Origin of the sequence: Prevotella heparinolytica (assembly GCF_004342845.1) — a bacterium.
Taxonomy (GTDB): domain Bacteria; phylum Bacteroidota; class Bacteroidia; order Bacteroidales; family Bacteroidaceae; genus Bacteroides; species Bacteroides heparinolyticus.
Genome location: NZ_SLXB01000020.1, coordinates 1 through 16,541 on the forward strand (window position 1 = coordinate 1; position 16,541 = coordinate 16,541).

Consider the following 16,541-nt stretch of genomic DNA (forward strand, 5'->3'; position numbering starts at 1 on the left):
TGAAATAAGGGGGCTTGTCCGAAAAAAGAAATACTCCCAACACGTAATAGTTAACGAGTTGGGAGTAGATAATTATGGTTTAGCGGACAGTAATAGTTACGAATAATTCCTTATCGCGACGATGCCAATGTTTCAGTAATTCATATACCTCGATAGTCTGCCTGCGCATATCGAGTAGAGCCTTCTTCAGTTTTTCATTCATAGCCGCAATGCGAGCAATATTCTCGTCAGTCCACTCAAATTGGTCTCTCATTAGGCGCCATCGTTGGAATTTTAGCCCAACGATACATTCTATGGCATGCTCTTTAGTTTTGCCAGACATGTATTTTTCATTGATTAATGCTATCCGTTTTTCAACTTCGCGCACGTTCTCTGTAGGCAGCTCCTCTACTAAATGGTGTTCGGCATCAGTTACCGGTTCTAACTCGCTTTTAATATAATCTATTATCCTATCTATTATGTATTGTTCCATTGCCTTCTCTTTTTGTCAGTTACTCTTTCCCATTTAATATTTTAGCCACGTATCCGCGATGTCGGAACCATTTGTGCGCCCAATTGGGCACCATGAAGATGTGTCCGGAAATATCCTCGTGGGGCGCACAATCCAACTGATTACCGATAGCTTCAGCAGCTTCTTTCAAAGACATGTTGCATTGTAGGGCTATTTCTTTGCGAAGTATCTCGTAGGTAACGGCACGGATGGCACTTGCCGTCACAGGGCGCTCCGGGAGTATTTTCAGTAACTCCTCTTTACTTGGCGTTTTCACTACCGGCCCCACACGGAGTTCCCAAAAACAGTATTCACCGTCTACTTTATACATAGTGAAACCCTCTTTGCGATTACGGCTGTTGCACTCTTCCGCCATTTGCCGTATTTTAGGGTGAGTAATCTGCGCCATTAGTTCCGGAATAATAGGCTGATGGCGCAGTTCCCCATAAGTATATCCTTCCTTATTAATGCCGCCGTTGCCGGAAGGAATGTCGGTGTCGGAAATTTTGCAAACCTCTACGTAGAGGTTTGCAAAAGAAGATGGTATATTCATTGTTGCTAAAAAACTTTTTGTAGTCAAACTCTTTTTTACTCTGATACATTTCTGAGAAAGAGTTTTCTGAGCCTTTTTTACTTGGTTATTCGATGTAGATATTTAAGCAATATCTTGCTTCATTTGCGTGATTACTTCAAGTTGCTCCATGATTTTCTCTTTTAATATCTTCATTTCTTCCTGTTTCTTTCGAGCTTCTTCAAGCTCTTTTTCTTTATCGTATTTCTTAGAGCGTATTTCTTCAATTTGCAGCTGAAGAGGTTCGATCAGTTCTGTAATGAATCTACTCTTAACAAACTTAATAATAGTTTTTTTGCTAGCAAAAGCTGTTTCAAGATACGGCTTTGGATCAAAATCACGACTTATACCATTGATTTCCTTTTTAATTTCCTTCACATTCTCTTCATGCTCAAATATATTGTTCAACGTAGAGAAAAGGCCCAAAGATACCCTATTTAGGAATCGAACGAAGTCTCCAAATCCGTAGTTGGATTCATCTGACTCAGAGTCAAACGAGAATAAATCTGTTTCTTCTATATCCATTTTAATCTTACTTTGAGTGGACTTGACAAAATCTTTTGATTCAAAATCGGGCAAATAGCGCATCAACAAATCTTCTGTGTCAGCAAAGAAATCGTTAATGTTACGTATGATTTTCTTCTTTCCTTCGTTAGCTAATTTTTCTGTGGCTCTTTTGAGATCTCGAGTAAATAACTTCTGTAATTCGGCATCCATACTAGGTCGTATGCTTTCAAAACTCTTCGTTAGGCCCCACTTATTGCGAACGATTCCTCTCAATTGTTCACATGATTTATCTACGATATCTTCAAGTTCGTTTTTGCCTTTACGAACAAGTTCTTGAATATCTGCATCCAAATCTTCACCCAATAAATCTATTTTTTTAGAAATACGCTTGTTTGCTTTCGCAAGCTTTTCTTCCTTATCATTAATTTCTGAATCCGGCATCATGAGAAGTTCTATCTTGCTGTTTAATAATCTCAATTCGCTATCATTGTCAGACTTCATCTTGCCTCCAGCAGCCATAATTGCATTTAGTGGCTTTGCAAACAGAATCTTGTTTTTTTCGTTTTCAATAAGATTCTTGACGGCTGTGATAAAATCCTTAAGATGGCTCCACTGATACAGATCGCTCTGTGTGCTAATGCCAAAATTTGAGCAATGGCGTCTAAAAGCAAAATCCAGTGCTTCTGCTGAAGTGATCTTACTCATTGGGAGCTTAGACAATAATGCCATTTCGGCAGACAATGGTATTGGCTCAACATCATTAAGAATTTCGACCAATGTATTGTCATTACAGTCACGACATGCTTTTTTGATTTCTGCCTTTACATACTCCTTTATTTGATTTTCATCCTCTGGATTCGTTTCATTGCAATAAGGAATATCATATTTGTTGATGCCAACCAATACTTTTCCTATTCCACATTGACGGACATTTTTGAAGATGATATCACGGTCTGTTGCATCAAAAGGTCTACCTGCATAGAGCATCATGATAACCACATCAGCTTTTTTCAGAAATGCCTTTGTTCTTTCTTCGCGAGAAACAATAGGATCATTAAAGCCCGGAGTATCTACAACTTCAACTCCTTTCAGATATTCGTGCGGATAATATATGGTAACTGATTTTGTTATTGACACAAACTTACCGTCTGCACCAACGTAGTCAATTAGATTGCTAAAATTATCCTCCTGAGTTTTTCCTAAGTATCCATCTAAGGAGGAACCTAATTTTATAGCTTTTGATACTAACTCTTTTGCCGCTTTAATTTTAGATTCGTCAAGGCTATTTGCTGCAGCATTTTCATCTTTGGATGCCTGCATTTTTTGTTCTTCCCATTCATCTTTAGTATAGAACTCGGCAATAATATGTTCTTTCTCTCCATAAGTGATTACGGAAAGAGCAGCTGTCATTGGAGTTGTTGCTGCAGGTAAAACATCATCTTCAAAAACAAAAGCATTTAGAAATGTGGACTTCCCGCACTTCATTTGTCCGATTACGCCAATTGTAAGAGTGTCTTTTTCAAGTTTTTCTTTTATCTCTTCCACAGAAATAATTCCATTCTTTTCAAAGGAGATAGATTGCTTGTCTTTTGGAATCCATCCATACTCTGCTGCCTTATTTGCAAGGTTGATTAAGTTTTGTTTTTTGCCTTGCAGCTCTTCAAATATATTTTGAGTCATAATTTTGAAAAATATTTTGATACTTGTTTGTAATATTCATGACAACTATTTATCCTTTGCCAAATAGCTTTTAGATTGCATAAACTTTGGTATTCACTTTGGGTATCTTGAACCTTCTCGAGGCATAGCCCTATATGATTCACCAATGCTTTAATATCTTCTTCGGTTATTTTTTCTAATAGCTCTTTAAAAAAAATCCTTCTTCCTCTGACATTTCATAGCGATTACTACTCCAAAAATGTTTTTTCAACTGAGGCATTTCTTTTATCTCTTCACAATTATCTTTTAACTTATTTATATTATCTAGAAGTTTATCCAGCAGCTCCTCCCTTTCCTTCTTATCCTGATGGTAGGAATTATTGACGGTTTTCAATTTCTCATCAAAGCTGTTTAGTTGTTTCTGCAAGTCATCTGCTACGTCTGTGACAAATGTATCACGGACTTTAAGTTTATTCACAGCCTTAATAGGTTGCATTATTTTGTCAAGAGGTGCTTTCGAAGAAAATTTAATCACTTGTTGGACGCTTAATCCTTCATCGGTCAAAGTGTTTTTTATCAGTTCTTCCACTTTCTGAACCTCGGATTCCGATTTGGTGTCTACTTTGTTGATGACGATATACAATGGCTTGTTTAGTTTCTCTTTAATAATGGAGATGGAACTTCTATTGACGGTACCTGCATTTACATCAAATACCCAAAATAAAGCATCACATTCATTGATTACATCAATGGTACGTTCCTTATCTTCTCTATCATTAGAATTAAATCCGGGAGTATCGAGAATACTTAAGCCGTCCAAATTAGCATTTTTATAGGTCATTACGAAGTATTTTATAAGGGCTGAGACTCCTTTGACCTGATCTAAGATATCCTTGGAAACTTTCTTGAAAGTTTCCTCTGCAATAGTTTTTCGCTTTCCATCGCCTGAGATGAAACTATAAGATATGGTTGGACCACCTGCTATGTAAGTTGGAATAGCGGTTGTGGCTTTGGTGCTAACCGGAAGTTGAGGAATGTTTGGATTATCCTGAGACAGAATCCTATTTACGATGGATGTCTTACCTGCGGAAAATTCACCGACAAAGGCGATGGTAGTTTTACCATCGAGCCAACTCTTCCTCTTCGTAGAAGCCCATTGGTCAAATGTATCAATGAAAAATTTTCTTTTCTCTTCGAAACCCTTTCTGCCCTTAATGCCGTTCCAATCGAGTGATTTATCTTCCTCATACAAAAATGCATTCAGCTCAGTGAAGTGTCCTTTGATAAAAGCCTCAAAAGTATCAATCTGAAGATATAAGGTTTTTATGTCTTCAACAGTGATCTCTTTAGCCGATAAAATTTCTTGGAGAAAAACCAGAGAATTTGTTCTGAGATGAAGTTCTTCTGCTTTCTCTTCAAGCTCCAGCCTGACAGATGAAAGCTCCTCGTTCAGTAACTTTGATTCTTTTTGCTCTTTATGAAGGCTGTTTTGTAAATCAGCAATATTATTATCTTTATTTTTTACTCTCTTTTTAAGTTCAGACAAATCTTCTTCATTCTCTTCAAGTTCTTCTTCCAATCCTTTTATTTTCTTCTTTAGTTCTTCAACTTCAGCCAATTGTTTTTTGATAGAATCATCAATTATCCCATCTAAATCATTTTTGAGTTGCTTATCTAATTTTTCGTATTGCAGATTAGCTTCTTGAAGGAGGAGTTCATATTGCTTTTTTATCTCGCTCACCTTTATGTTACTTTCATTGTCTATACTGGACAGCTTGGACAATAAAGATTCTTTCTCAGCCATCAATATTTCTATTTGCTGAGATATTTCAGGCTTTTTTTTGCCTTTTTTTATTATGAGTGCGATGATTGTACCTGCTGTAAAAGCCAAAAGCAACATGATTGTTGTAGGCACATCTATCATCATATGTTCATTCCCTCTTTAAGTTTTGTAATCTCTATTTCTTGCATCTCACAAGCTGTTCTATATTCTTTTAACTTGCACACCAACTCCTCGTTCTGTAGCCGAAGATCTTTAAGTTCTTTCTTTGCCTTATCTAAATCATCTTCAAGATTTTCATTTTCATCATCATGGATTTTCGCTTGTTTACGAACTTTGTTGAGCTCGGATAGTAAATCTTCGATTTGGCGTTTCATCTCTTTGTTACGCTTACTGAACTTTTCATTCTCTGCGTAGAGAGAGTCTACTTCTCTCTGTTTATCTTCTTTTTGTGATTCTGATCCGAACAATTTGTCTTTCATTGTAATGCCGATAGCACCACCAATAATAAAGGAACTGATTATAGCTAACATTTTCATTATGATTAAAGGGTCATTAATAAGGATTTATATTTTCTTAGTTGAAGAATTCTCTCATCAAACTTATCTTTCTTTTCTTTATATTCAGATTTTAGTTGATTAAGAGTTTTTGTTTTTTGCTCTATCATTTGCGAAGCTTCTTCTTGCAAATTGAAGCGAATACTGGAGACCAAATCGTCGGAAATATTATTGAGTTTTTCCTTGAAGTCAGGCGCAAGTGAATTCTCAATATAATCTCGGATGGCGCGCTTACGTTGAGGTTTTGATAACATTTTCTCGGTAATAGAACCAATAAAAGAGTCTATCATATTTGTGTTCGCTGTTAGGTTACGGTCGATGATGTTATACTGATCAGCGGTTTTAGAAGCTAAACTGACAGTTTTTCTAATTCTATCTACAGTTCTTCTGTTTGAAATGATACTTCCTACATCAGATGCGGTGTCAATTATATCAATGGCTTTACTCGCAACAGTAGAGGCAGCGCTTCTTGCAACTGCAACTCCAGTAGCTCCAGCGGTGAGGGCTACAGTGGCAACTGTAGTTGCCGCAATGAGTCCGTTTTTAATCATTTTATCATATTTGTGTCCCATGGAGGCCAAGTCAAGGTTGTAGCTCAGTCCCGATATCTGCATCTCTGATAGGTTTAAATTGTTTAAGGAGTTGAGTTTTAACTCATTGTCTGTTCCTCGTTGGCTTAATGCCTTCTCACTGAGAATGGTTTGGATCCCGGTTTTATATTTATTCAAAAGAAGGGTCGCGGTATTATTTATGATAGAGACAGCTTCTGCATCAAGGTTCTTGCTCTTGCCTGTTACTAGGTTGTCTAGTTTTAAAGTTATATCATCCTCGAATTTTCTGGAAATCGATTTTTCTTGTTCTTTAATGTCGTCCGACATTGATTCGACCAAACTAACGATATTCCTATTTATTTTTTCCAATTCATATTTACATTCTCTAATGGCTTTCTCCAAATCATCATCAGAGGAGGATGATTTTATAAGTTCGTCAATGTAATTAATAAGATATTTAGCAATATTCTTCAGCTTTAGTGAATCTACCTGCTTGATTATTTCTTTTTTGTTCTTTTGGATATTGTCAAGTAAGGAATATAATTCCTCCATCTTATTGCTATGTGCAGAGACTGCTGCCATTTGTTCAAAAGGTATCTGACTTTCTTTTCTTATATATGCTTTTGCCGCTTCAATATCCTGCTCCGATTTTGTATCGCTTTTGGTGAGAATCAAAAAGATCGTTTTTTGAGATAGTTTCATTGTTTCGATGAAATCTGTCAAAGAACGCGTGATTTGCTGATTTATGTCTATAACTAATAATATTCCATCGGCTTTCGGTAGAAAATCAACCAGAGTTTGTCTATGTTTTGGGTCAGGTGAAGACAGCCCCGGAGTATCTACTAAAATAGTAGTTGAAGGAATCTTGGTTGAAGTGTCGAAAACAGTCACGACTTTCGCGTCAGCCAATGTTTCATTTTTTAAGTCTTCAATATTCGACACTTCAATATGGTCTGATTCCTCATTGAGGATTGTTGCATGGCACACATCACAACCAAAATGAACTTCATAAATGGTAGCGGTTGTAGGCTTTGTGGCGGTTTCTAACTTTTTGCAATCAGTGAGTGCATTAATTAAAGTTGTTTTTCCGGAACTAAATTCCCCAATCAGTGGTAATACTATATTGGCGTTTTCTTGCTGTGCACGATATTTTATAGCGTTTAATTCAGCTTCTATATCAGTGAGCTCTAAATATTGAGCAATGCTGGATAGGGTTTCAAAATATTTCATGGGAGTTGATTTATTTGTAATTATTACTGTCCGTTAAACCTATTTTTATCCCCATATTTACGGAAATCGCTGCTTGACAAGCCCCCCTTTGGACTATTTCAACGGCTGTCCGCTAAAAATTGGGCTCTGTATTTGATATTGGAGCTATGAAGCATGCCCCTATTTGCGTTTTTTAGCCTTTTCCTGCGATTTTAACCCTGAAATAGGCTCTCTACATGTCCAAGACATCGGCTGTCCGACAAAACAGACATTTCTAAACACTGCTATTATTTTTAGCGGACACCAATATATTAAAATCAAATAAATTAGCTCTCATATTCTTCTTTGCCGCATTTTACATCTTTGCCCATGCGTTGGAATAAAGTTGGCTTTATAAGTTTCACCTCAAAGATAAGGCGTGAGACTTTGCTCCATAGGTATAAATGCTCACGGCGCAGATTTTGGCATCGGAAGCGTCTTTCGGTGGAATAATTTAGTGATAATTCTTTACATTAATCAAGCCGCCTCTCTTTCAGCCTGCCACCCTCTTCAGAAAGCTTTCTGAGCGGGCTATTCTTTCGACACCGAGGAACGATGTCTTCCTCACCGAGGAACGAGCTCTTCCTCGGTGTCGGAGGCCTCGTTTCTCGGTGAGGAAGAAAACGGATGTCGGTGAAAGCTCATGCGAAGCCCTCTTTTTATTTCCATTTATCTATACATCCGGCAACTGCTTCCCAAGAGGGGGAGAGGAACGGTAGGTGTGCGGGTGCGGATTGCGTGGAGCGATCCGTGTCACTCCTTCATCTTCTGGTCGATCAGCGTGCAGGCAGGGGGTAGTACGGTTACGTGGTCGAAACCTTCCAGCTGATAGAGCGTGACCTTTTGCCCCATTGCTTTCAATAGCGCATATAGGTGGGCGTTCTCTTCATAGCGGGCCAGCATCTCCAAATCTTTGTCTCCGGTGATAAGCACCATGGGGGAAGCGCCTTTTCGGATGTTGTTGGAAGGTGCGTAACGGTCTATGATGGGGACGTCGGAAGGGAGGCCACGCTCTTTGCGTATGGTGTAGTGCGTCGTGGTCTGTCCGCTGATAGGAAAGACACCTGCCAGCTTGTCCGCATCAATGTTCCATTTGGCAAGGTAGTTCTTGTCGAGGCTCAGCATGAGGCATAGATACCCTCCGGCAGAATGGCCGGCAATGTATATCTTATTCCTGTCTCCGCCGTATTCTTCTATGTGCTCGAACATCCATGCTACCGCTTCGGCGGCATCTTCCGTGTAGGCCGGATTTTGGGCGCGCGGACTCAACCGATAGTTCACGGCTACTACTGCGTAGCCTCTATCCATCAGCTCTTTGGGAAAATGCTTCTCACCGGCTTCAAGGCCTCCACCGTGGAACCAGACAAGGGTGGCAAAGCCTTTTTTGTCCGTGGGGTAGTGGATGTCGAGTTTGCAACGTTCCAGTTTGTAACTATCCGTCTCGCCCGGATGAAGATAGAATATCTCTTTTTGCGTACGGTAGCTCTCGGTGGCACCCCGATTTTGACCGTAACATAACAGTGCGCAGCACGCAACTAAAACACACGCGATTATCTTTTTCATGGCAAATATACAAAACACTAAAATGATACTTCGCAAAGATAGCTTTTTGTTTTGTGATTCAAGAAAATACTTCTATCTTTGCGCCCGATTTATAATGAGTCGATATAATGTCTCACTTAATTAAACGAGTTAAACAATTTATTTATTAATGGAAAATTTAAAGAATGTATCTCCCGTTGAAGACTTCAATTGGGATGCTTACGAAAATGGCGAAACAGTGGCCGGTGCAAGTCACGAAGAACTGGAAAAAGCGTATGACAACACACTGAACAGAGTTAACGACCGCGAGGTGGTTGACGGAACCGTAATCGCAATGAACAAGCGTGAAGTAGTTGTGAACATCGGTTACAAATCAGACGGCATCATTCCGATGAGTGAGTTCCGTTACAATCCCGACCTGAAAGTGGGCGATACCGTAGAGGTGTACATCGAAAATCAGGAAGACAAAAAAGGACAGCTTGTCCTCTCTCACCGCAAGGCTCGTGCTACCCGTTCTTGGGACCGCGTGAACGCGGCTTTGGAAAACGAAGAAATTATCAAGGGGTACATCAAGTGCCGCACAAAGGGTGGTATGATCGTAGACGTATTCGGCATCGAGGCTTTCTTGCCGGGTTCTCAAATCGACGTGAAGCCTATCCGCGACTACGATGTATTCGTTGGCAAAACGATGGAATTCAAGGTTGTCAAAATCAATCAAGAATTCAAGAATGTGGTTGTTTCTCACAAGGCGCTTATCGAGGCCGAACTGGAACAACAGAAGAAAGAAATCATCGGTAAACTCGAAAAAGGCCAAGTGCTTGAGGGTACCGTTAAAAATATCACTTCCTATGGCGTATTTATCGACTTGGGCGGCGTAGACGGTTTGATTCACATCACCGACCTGTCTTGGGGCCGTGTCAGCGATCCGAAAGAAGTGGTTGAACTCGACCAGAAACTCAATGTGGTTATCCTTGACTTCGACGACGAGAAGAAGCGTATCGCTCTCGGCTTGAAGCAACTCACTCCGCATCCTTGGGATGCACTGAGCGCCGAATTGAAGGTGGGCGATCACGTGAAGGGTAAAGTTGTTGTTATGGCCGATTACGGTGCATTCATCGAAATCGCTCCGGGCGTAGAAGGTTTGATTCACGTTTCCGAGATGTCTTGGTCGCAGCACCTGCGCTCTGCACAGGACTTCATGAAGGTAGGCGACGAAGTAGAAGCCGTTGTACTGACTTTGGATCGTGAAGAACGTAAGATGTCTCTCGGCATCAAGCAGTTGAAGGCCGATCCTTGGGAAACCATCGAAGAGAAATATCCCATCGGCAGCAAGCACACCGCTAAAGTACGCAACTTCACTAATTTCGGTGTATTTGTTGAAATCGAAGAGGGCGTTGACGGCTTGATTCACATCTCTGATCTGTCTTGGACGAAGAAAGTAAAACATCCGTCAGAATTTACTCAGATTGGTGCCGACATCGACGTACAGGTTCTGGAAATCGATAAGGAAAACCGTCGTTTGAGCCTCGGCCACAAGCAACTCGAAGAGAATCCTTGGGATGTATTCGAAACAGTATTCACCGTAGGTTCGGTACACGAAGGCACTATCATCGAAATGCTGGATAAGGGTGCTGTTGTTGCTCTGCCTTATGGTGTAGAAGGTTTCGCTACTCCGAAACACCTTGTTAAGGAAGATGGTTCTCAGGCACAGTTGGACGAGAAACTCGAATTCAAGGTTATCGAGTTCAACAAAGATGCCAAGCGCATCATCCTCTCTCACAGCCGTATCTTTGAGGATGCTGCAAAGGCAGAAGAGAGAGCCGAGAAGAAGGCTGCCAAGAAAGCAAACAGCAAGAGAGAAGAAGCAACTCCTGTTATCCAGAATCAGGCTGCATCTACCACTCTGGGCGACATCGACGCCTTGGCTGCTTTGAAAGAGCAATTGGAAGCCGGTAAGAAGTAATTGAAAATACAATAGATTATTAAAAGAGTCGTATCATATTTTTGTTCAAGGATGATATGGCTCTTTTTTTTATGTAGAAAATGTAATAATATTATTAAAACTGAATGAAAATAAAAAAGATTTGTTTGTGTATTTTGTTGTCTGCTATAATGCTTGGATGTGAGCAGGCTGTGGATAATGAATTGATTGCTGTCCATGAGAAGCATGAGTTGAAGCAGGGACAGTTTGCGTTTGATTATGAGGGTTGTAAGATGTATGGTGAAGTAATGCCTATTGTTACTCAGACAAGAGGAATTACTGAAGATAGTAAAACCTACAATTTGATTATCAGATCTGAATATTTAAAAAAGACTGTTGTAACTCAGTTGGTACAGACCTTTAATAATGATGGTAGTTTTATATTAACTCATTATGTCGAAGGAGTGAAAGTGGCTTCTCTTTTTTATAAATGGTGCAGGAAAACTTTATAATATAGAGGTAGAAGAATTTCCTACTACTAGAGCTGCATCTAACTTTCTAAAATGCTTTAATGCTAAGTATTCAGCTCTGAAAAAGGAATATCAAGAGGCTGTGGGTGAGTTTGTGTCAGATATGACTATAGATTTGGTTGCACCGGCTTTGGCTGCTACAGCCGCAGCTGATTGTGCTGGTATGTTTGATTATCCGGGTATTAAATAATGACACCTATCATACTTTTATGCACCTGCCTGCCCTTATGGGCATTGGCTTTACTACTGTTTGCACAACGTTTCCCGAAAAACACAAAGCAATGGTTCTCGTGGGCTTCCGTATTGTTCCTTCTTATTCCTGTATTGTTTTTCCCGTTGTCTGCCTATGCCGATAAGCGGGAGGCGATGCGAATGGGGAATTATACGCTTGAAGCGCGGCAAGAGTTCAGACTTCGTCTCTGGATTTGTGCATGCAGCTACATGGCGGAGTTGATAATCGGCTTTCTGCTGAAATACATAGGCGTGGAGCTTTATGGAGAATTGGCTGTGAGTTGTGGCAATATTTTCCTGTTCCTGCTGATTCTGACATGTTGGGATTTGTTCCGTCCTCTTCGGTATTGATGCAGGTCATATATTTGATATAAAAAGGGAATTGCGGATTGTTTCCGTAGTTCCCTTTTTGTTTTCGTATTTGCGGTGCTTTGATTATCTTTGCCCCGTTATGGAAAAATTTGACATACACATCCTCGGCTGCGGCTCCGCATTGCCTACCACACGCCATTTCCCCACTTCGCAGATAGTGAACGTGCGTGATAAGTTGTTTATGATAGACTGTGGGGAAGGCGCCCAACTGCAGTTTCGTAAATCCCGATTGAAATTCTCCCGGCTGAACCATGTCTTTATTTCTCATTTGCATGGAGATCATTGTTACGGCCTGTTGGGCCTAATCTCTACGCTGAATCTTTTGGGACGTACTGCCGAGCTGCACATACATTCTCCCAAAGGCCTGGAAGAACTCTTGACGCCGATGCTCGACTTTTTCAATCGGCAGATGTCGTACAAGGTGCTCTTCCATGTGTTCGAGACAAAGGAACCCATGCTGATTTATGAAGACCGCTCGCTGACGGTGACAACCATTCCGTTGCGTCATCGCATGCCCTGTTGCGGTTTCCTGTTTGCGGAGAAACCTCGCCCCAACCACATCATCCGTGATATGGTAGACTTCTACCAAGTGCCGGTGTACGAACTGAACCGTATAAAGAACGGAGAAGACTATGTGACGCCGGCAGGAGAAACCATTCCCAACCATCTGCTGACGCATCCTGCCGACCCTCCCCGCCGTTATGCCTATTGCTCGGATACAATCTGTCTGCCTTCTATCGTCGGACAGATACAAGGCGTAGACCTGCTTTTCCATGAGGCCACCTTTGCCGAAGAAGATGCGCCGCGTGCCGGAGAAACATTCCATACAACTGCGGCACAAGCTGCCGGGATAGCCAAAGCCGCCGGAGTGAAGCGGTTGCTTATAGGCCACTTCTCTGCCCGGTATGAGGAAGAAACTGTACTGCTACAAGAGGCTTCGACCATATTCCCCGATACGCTGCTTGCTAAAGAGACACTTTGCGTGTCGGTGTGAATTAAACTTTTTGTATCTTTGGCAGTCTAAAACAACAAATGCGAACGGAAGTTTATGACCTCTTCTTATAATGAACGCGAAGTGTTGGCCCTTTTGCTGGACGAAAGTACGCAAAAACAAGGGTTCGAGATGATTGTTGCCCGGTATAGCGAACAACTGTACTGGCAGATTCGCCGCATGGTTCTTTCTCATGAAGATGCCAACGATTTGCTTCAGAACACTTTTATTAAAGCATGGATAAATATCGACTATTTTCGGGCGGAGGCCAAGCTCTCCACTTGGCTTTATCGCATTGCTTTGAACGAGTGCCTTACCTTCCTGAACAAGCGGCAGGCTTTATCTACCGTCTCTTTGGACGATGCGGAGGCTGATGCGCTCCGAAAGCTGGAGAGCGACCCGTACTTCTCCGGCGACAAGGCGGAAATGACTCTTCAAAAGGCTTTGCTCACCTTGCCGGAAAAGCAACGCATGGTGTTCAATCTGAAATATTATCAAGAGATGAAATATGAAGAGATGTCCGAAATCTTTGGCACATCGGTGGGGGCTTTGAAAGCGTCCTATCATCATGCCGTGAAGAAAATCGAAAGGTTTATAAGCGAAGCGGATTAAACCTTTGCCGTGAAACAATGTCTAATTGAACAGGAAGGAGAAAGAAACTTTATGAAGGAAGAAGATAAAATACGGAAAAAGATAGGAGCGGAGAATCCTTTCCGCGTTCCCGACGGTTACTTTGACAATCTTACCTCGGAGGTGATGAGCCGACTTCCCGAAAGAGAGAAAAATGCTATCGCTCAAAGAGAGCCTACAAGATGGGAAAGGATGAGACCGTGGCTGTATATGGCTGCCATGTTCATTGGTGCGGCATTGATTATCAGGGTGGCTTCTTCAGACCGTACGCCTGCCGCGGATAGCGTGGTTGCCGATGAGACGGAAGCCCAGATGGAATATATTAATATGGCTGTGGAAAACTCCATGATGGACGACTATTCATTGTACGTCTTCTTGGCAGATTCTGATGCCGAATGAAAAAACAACTACTTAGCTGATTGAAAAAATGAAAAGACTAATCGTTTTATTGGTAATGGTATGTGGCGTAATGCCTTTGCTTCGGGCTGGTAATGGAATCAATCAATACTTGTCACCCGATGAGTTTCGTACCAAACAGAAGGCCTTTATCATTGAAAAGGCCGGATTGACAAATGAGGAAGCTGCTATATTCTTCCCCTTGTATTTCGAGTTGCAGGATCGGAAAAAGCAGTTGAACGATGAAGCATGGACATTGCTTCGGAAGGGTAAGGATAAAGAAACTACCGAAGCCCAGTATCAGGAAATTTTGGAGGGAGTATACGACGCCCGTATCGCTTCCGACCGTTTGGATAAGACTTACTTCGATAAATTTAAGAAAATATTATCCTACAAGAAAATATATCTGGTACAGAGAGCTGAAATGCGTTTCCATCGCGAACTGCTGAGGGGCATGCACAAGAAAGGTGAAAGGCCTCAAAGAAGGATGCAAGGACGTAGCAAGTAAGAAGCAGCTTTGCATCTAACCTGTTTTGCATTGGAAAAGGGGTTATGCTTTGCGTCCCTTTTCCAATGCTTTGGCTTCGTTCCATAGCACATCCATTTCTTCCAGCGTCATGTCGTGCAGGCTCTTTCCTTCTTTGATGGTATGTGCCTCCAGATAGTTGAAGCGGTTGATGAATTTCTGATTGGTTCGTTCCAGCGCATTGTCCGGATTGATTTTGTATAGGCGGGCGGCATTGATGAGGCTGAACATGACGTCACCGAATTCCGCTTCCGCTTTGTCTTTTTCCATCTGCCCCACTTCCGCTTGAAATTCTTTGATTTCCTCTTTCACTTTCTCCCAAACCTGTTCGCGTTCTTCCCAATCGAACCCTACGTTGCGAGCCTTATCTTGAATGCGGTAGGCTTTAATCAGTGAGGGAAGAGCAGCCGGAACACCGCTTAGTACGGTTTTATTGCCGTTTTTCTCTTTCAACTTCAGTTGTTCCCAGTTTTCAGAAACCTGTCCGGCTGTCTCTGCTTTTACATCGCCGAACACGTGAGGATGACGGAAAATCAGTTTTTCGCAAAGACGGTCGCAGACGTCTTTCATGTCGAAATCACCGGTTTCACTGCCTATCTTTGCATAGAAAGCCACGTGCAGCAATACATCGCCCAACTCTTTGCAGATGTCATCCTTGTCATCGCGCATCAGGGCGTCGCAAAGCTCGTAAGTTTCTTCGATGGTGTTGGGGCGCAAGCTTTCATTGGTTTGTTTGCGATCCCACGGGCATTTCTCGCGGAGTTCGTCGAGTATATCGAGGAAGCGTCCGAAAGCTTCCATCTGTTCTTTTCTGTTATGTATCATTATCTGTATCTTTTTAAGTAATTTCTGTTTATCGTGGGACAAATAGCCTCATTTCCTCTCTTAGATCATCTGCACTTGGGAATGACAGTTGCCTCACTCCTTCTTTCTCTTCGGCATTCAAGCGGTTCGTTGCTTGTATTATTTGTTCATATTCATAATAGGAGACCAGCAATCCCACAACCTCCGAGTAATTCTTACGACCGCTCGAAATGTTGTTCCCTTTCAGATACCAATCGTAAATCCTATCCTGTATCTTTCCAAGGAGCGGACTGTATTTCTCCATCCAATACTTCCGGTTGCTCTGCACTTGTTCGATGATTTCCGGCCTTATGCGGTGGACAAGCAGTGCATATTCTTCTTCGGTCATCAGTAGGGCAGCATTGCCGAGCACATGTGGGAGTACCGACAAGTAGCCGCTGAAGCGAATGCCGCGTGCTTTGGAACAGATGCATACCTGATAGGCATAGAAGTTGGCTTCCGCTTCGCCGGCAATGCCTAACAGATGTGCCAGTTCGTGGGCATAAGTGGCAGGATATTGCGATGGGAGCAGATCGCCGTTCAGCGTGAACTCGCAAAAGAAAGGTCCCATGCTTCCGGTGACCCCAACCATCGAGATGAGAGGAGTGAAAAGCATGGTTTTCGCACGCGGAGAATCTTGGAGCGGGTAGTGCACGCCCAGACTATCGCTGATTTGGCGGTAAGCGTTGACGCTTTCTCGGCGCACCAACGGCTCATTGATAGAAGTGATACGAACGTAAGAACCGTTCAGCTTGTCGATATAATCGTTTGCGAATGCCTGAAAAGCGGTCTTGCTGTATTCCCGCCGCGACATATCCGTCCGTTCATATATGTCTTTTTGAAAATAGTTCAGCCCCCATGCCAGATAAAACCAAGCATATATCCACGCCAGATATTCCGCTTCGTTCAACAGAATCTGCTTCCATTTCTTTTTCTGTACGTAGTATGCTTTGACGGGATAAAGAAAAAGGCCGATGATGCTCAGAAAGATGAATAAGTCGCCTATGGCAAAAGGGATAAGCCCGGAAAAAGACGATAGGCAGAAAGCGATTATCGGATAAACGATGCGCGCATACATGTCGCTCAATGATGGAATAAGTTGAGTTGCCCATGTGGCAGACAGCAGCACGATTAGTATAACATGTCTGAATTTCAGCTTGTACCTCATTTTATCCATTGTTTTATAGGGGCAAAAA

16 protein-coding genes are annotated in these 16,541 nt (G+C 41.9%); 7 read left to right on the forward strand and 9 right to left on the reverse strand.

Annotated elements, in window-relative coordinates:
• Window positions 1–79: 79 nt before the first annotated feature.
• From EV202_RS10290 to EV202_RS10320, 7 genes are all read right to left on the reverse strand, one after another.
• Window positions 80–472, reverse strand: coding sequence for a hypothetical protein (locus tag EV202_RS10290; protein ID WP_131927003.1), 393 nt, complete (start codon window positions 470–472; stop codon window positions 80–82).
• Between the two features lie 19 nt (window positions 473–491).
• Entirely contained in the window at window positions 492–1,043 is a 552-nt protein-coding gene (locus EV202_RS10295; RefSeq protein WP_131927004.1) for a hypothetical protein, read from the reverse strand.
• A 102-nt stretch (window positions 1,044–1,145) separates the two neighbouring features.
• The gene (locus EV202_RS10300; RefSeq protein WP_131927005.1) at window positions 1,146–3,248 is read right to left on the reverse strand and encodes a dynamin family protein; all 2,103 of its coding nucleotides are present in this window, start codon (window positions 3,246–3,248) and stop codon (window positions 1,146–1,148) included.
• 175 nt (window positions 3,249–3,423) lie between these two features.
• The gene (locus tag EV202_RS10305; protein WP_131927006.1) at window positions 3,424–5,154 is read right to left on the reverse strand and encodes a dynamin family protein; all 1,731 of its coding nucleotides are present in this window, start codon (window positions 5,152–5,154) and stop codon (window positions 3,424–3,426) included.
• Window positions 5,151–5,540: a hypothetical protein gene (locus EV202_RS10310; RefSeq protein ID WP_165899419.1), complete on the reverse strand. Its 390-nt coding sequence runs from the start codon at window positions 5,538–5,540 to the stop codon at window positions 5,151–5,153. The genes EV202_RS10305 and EV202_RS10310 overlap by 4 nt, the downstream gene beginning before the upstream one ends.
• Window positions 5,541–5,551: 11 nt before the next feature.
• On the reverse strand, window positions 5,552–7,345 hold the full coding sequence (locus EV202_RS10315; RefSeq protein WP_131927008.1) for a dynamin family protein: 1,794 nt from the start codon (window positions 7,343–7,345) through the stop codon (window positions 5,552–5,554).
• Window positions 7,346–8,116: 771 nt separating this feature from the next.
• On the reverse strand, window positions 8,117–8,926 hold the full coding sequence (locus EV202_RS10320) for an alpha/beta hydrolase (protein WP_131927009.1): 810 nt from the start codon (window positions 8,924–8,926) through the stop codon (window positions 8,117–8,119).
• A gap of 148 nt (window positions 8,927–9,074) precedes the next feature.
• Between EV202_RS10320 and rpsA the strand changes: the two genes are divergently transcribed.
• The 7 genes from rpsA (at window position 9,075) to EV202_RS10355 (ending at window position 14,484) form a co-directional block, all read left to right on the forward strand.
• Window positions 9,075–10,868: a 30S ribosomal protein S1 gene (gene rpsA, locus EV202_RS10325; protein ID WP_125238927.1), complete on the forward strand. Its 1,794-nt coding sequence runs from the start codon at window positions 9,075–9,077 to the stop codon at window positions 10,866–10,868.
• Between the two features lie 104 nt (window positions 10,869–10,972).
• Entirely contained in the window at window positions 10,973–11,338 is a 366-nt protein-coding gene (locus tag EV202_RS10330) for a hypothetical protein (protein ID WP_131927010.1), read from the forward strand.
• A 207-nt stretch (window positions 11,339–11,545) separates the two neighbouring features.
• The gene (locus EV202_RS10335) at window positions 11,546–11,938 is read left to right on the forward strand and encodes a hypothetical protein (RefSeq protein WP_131927011.1); all 393 of its coding nucleotides are present in this window, start codon (window positions 11,546–11,548) and stop codon (window positions 11,936–11,938) included.
• Window positions 11,939–12,038: 100 nt separating this feature from the next.
• Window positions 12,039–12,953 (forward strand): ribonuclease Z, encoded by a 915-nt coding sequence (locus tag EV202_RS10340; protein ID WP_131751390.1) that lies wholly within the window; start codon window positions 12,039–12,041, stop codon window positions 12,951–12,953.
• A 54-nt stretch (window positions 12,954–13,007) separates the two neighbouring features.
• A complete protein-coding gene (locus tag EV202_RS10345; protein WP_125238930.1) occupies window positions 13,008–13,562 on the forward strand; it encodes an RNA polymerase sigma factor in 555 nt (184 codons plus the stop codon).
• Window positions 13,563–13,613: 51 nt separating this feature from the next.
• Window positions 13,614–13,979, forward strand: coding sequence for a hypothetical protein (locus EV202_RS10350; RefSeq protein WP_131927012.1), 366 nt, complete (start codon window positions 13,614–13,616; stop codon window positions 13,977–13,979).
• A 28-nt stretch (window positions 13,980–14,007) separates the two neighbouring features.
• Entirely contained in the window at window positions 14,008–14,484 is a 477-nt protein-coding gene (locus EV202_RS10355) for a hypothetical protein (RefSeq protein WP_131751387.1), read from the forward strand.
• A gap of 42 nt (window positions 14,485–14,526) precedes the next feature.
• Here the strand turns inward: EV202_RS10355 and mazG are convergent, their stop codons facing one another.
• Together mazG and EV202_RS10365 are read right to left on the reverse strand one after the other, a co-directional pair.
• A complete protein-coding gene (gene mazG / locus EV202_RS10360) occupies window positions 14,527–15,327 on the reverse strand; it encodes a nucleoside triphosphate pyrophosphohydrolase (protein WP_131927013.1) in 801 nt (266 codons plus the stop codon).
• A 28-nt stretch (window positions 15,328–15,355) separates the two neighbouring features.
• Window positions 15,356–16,513, reverse strand: a complete 1,158-nt coding sequence (locus EV202_RS10365) for a DUF3810 domain-containing protein (RefSeq protein WP_131927046.1) — start codon at window positions 16,511–16,513, stop codon at window positions 15,356–15,358.
• Window positions 16,514–16,541 lie beyond the last annotated feature (28 nt).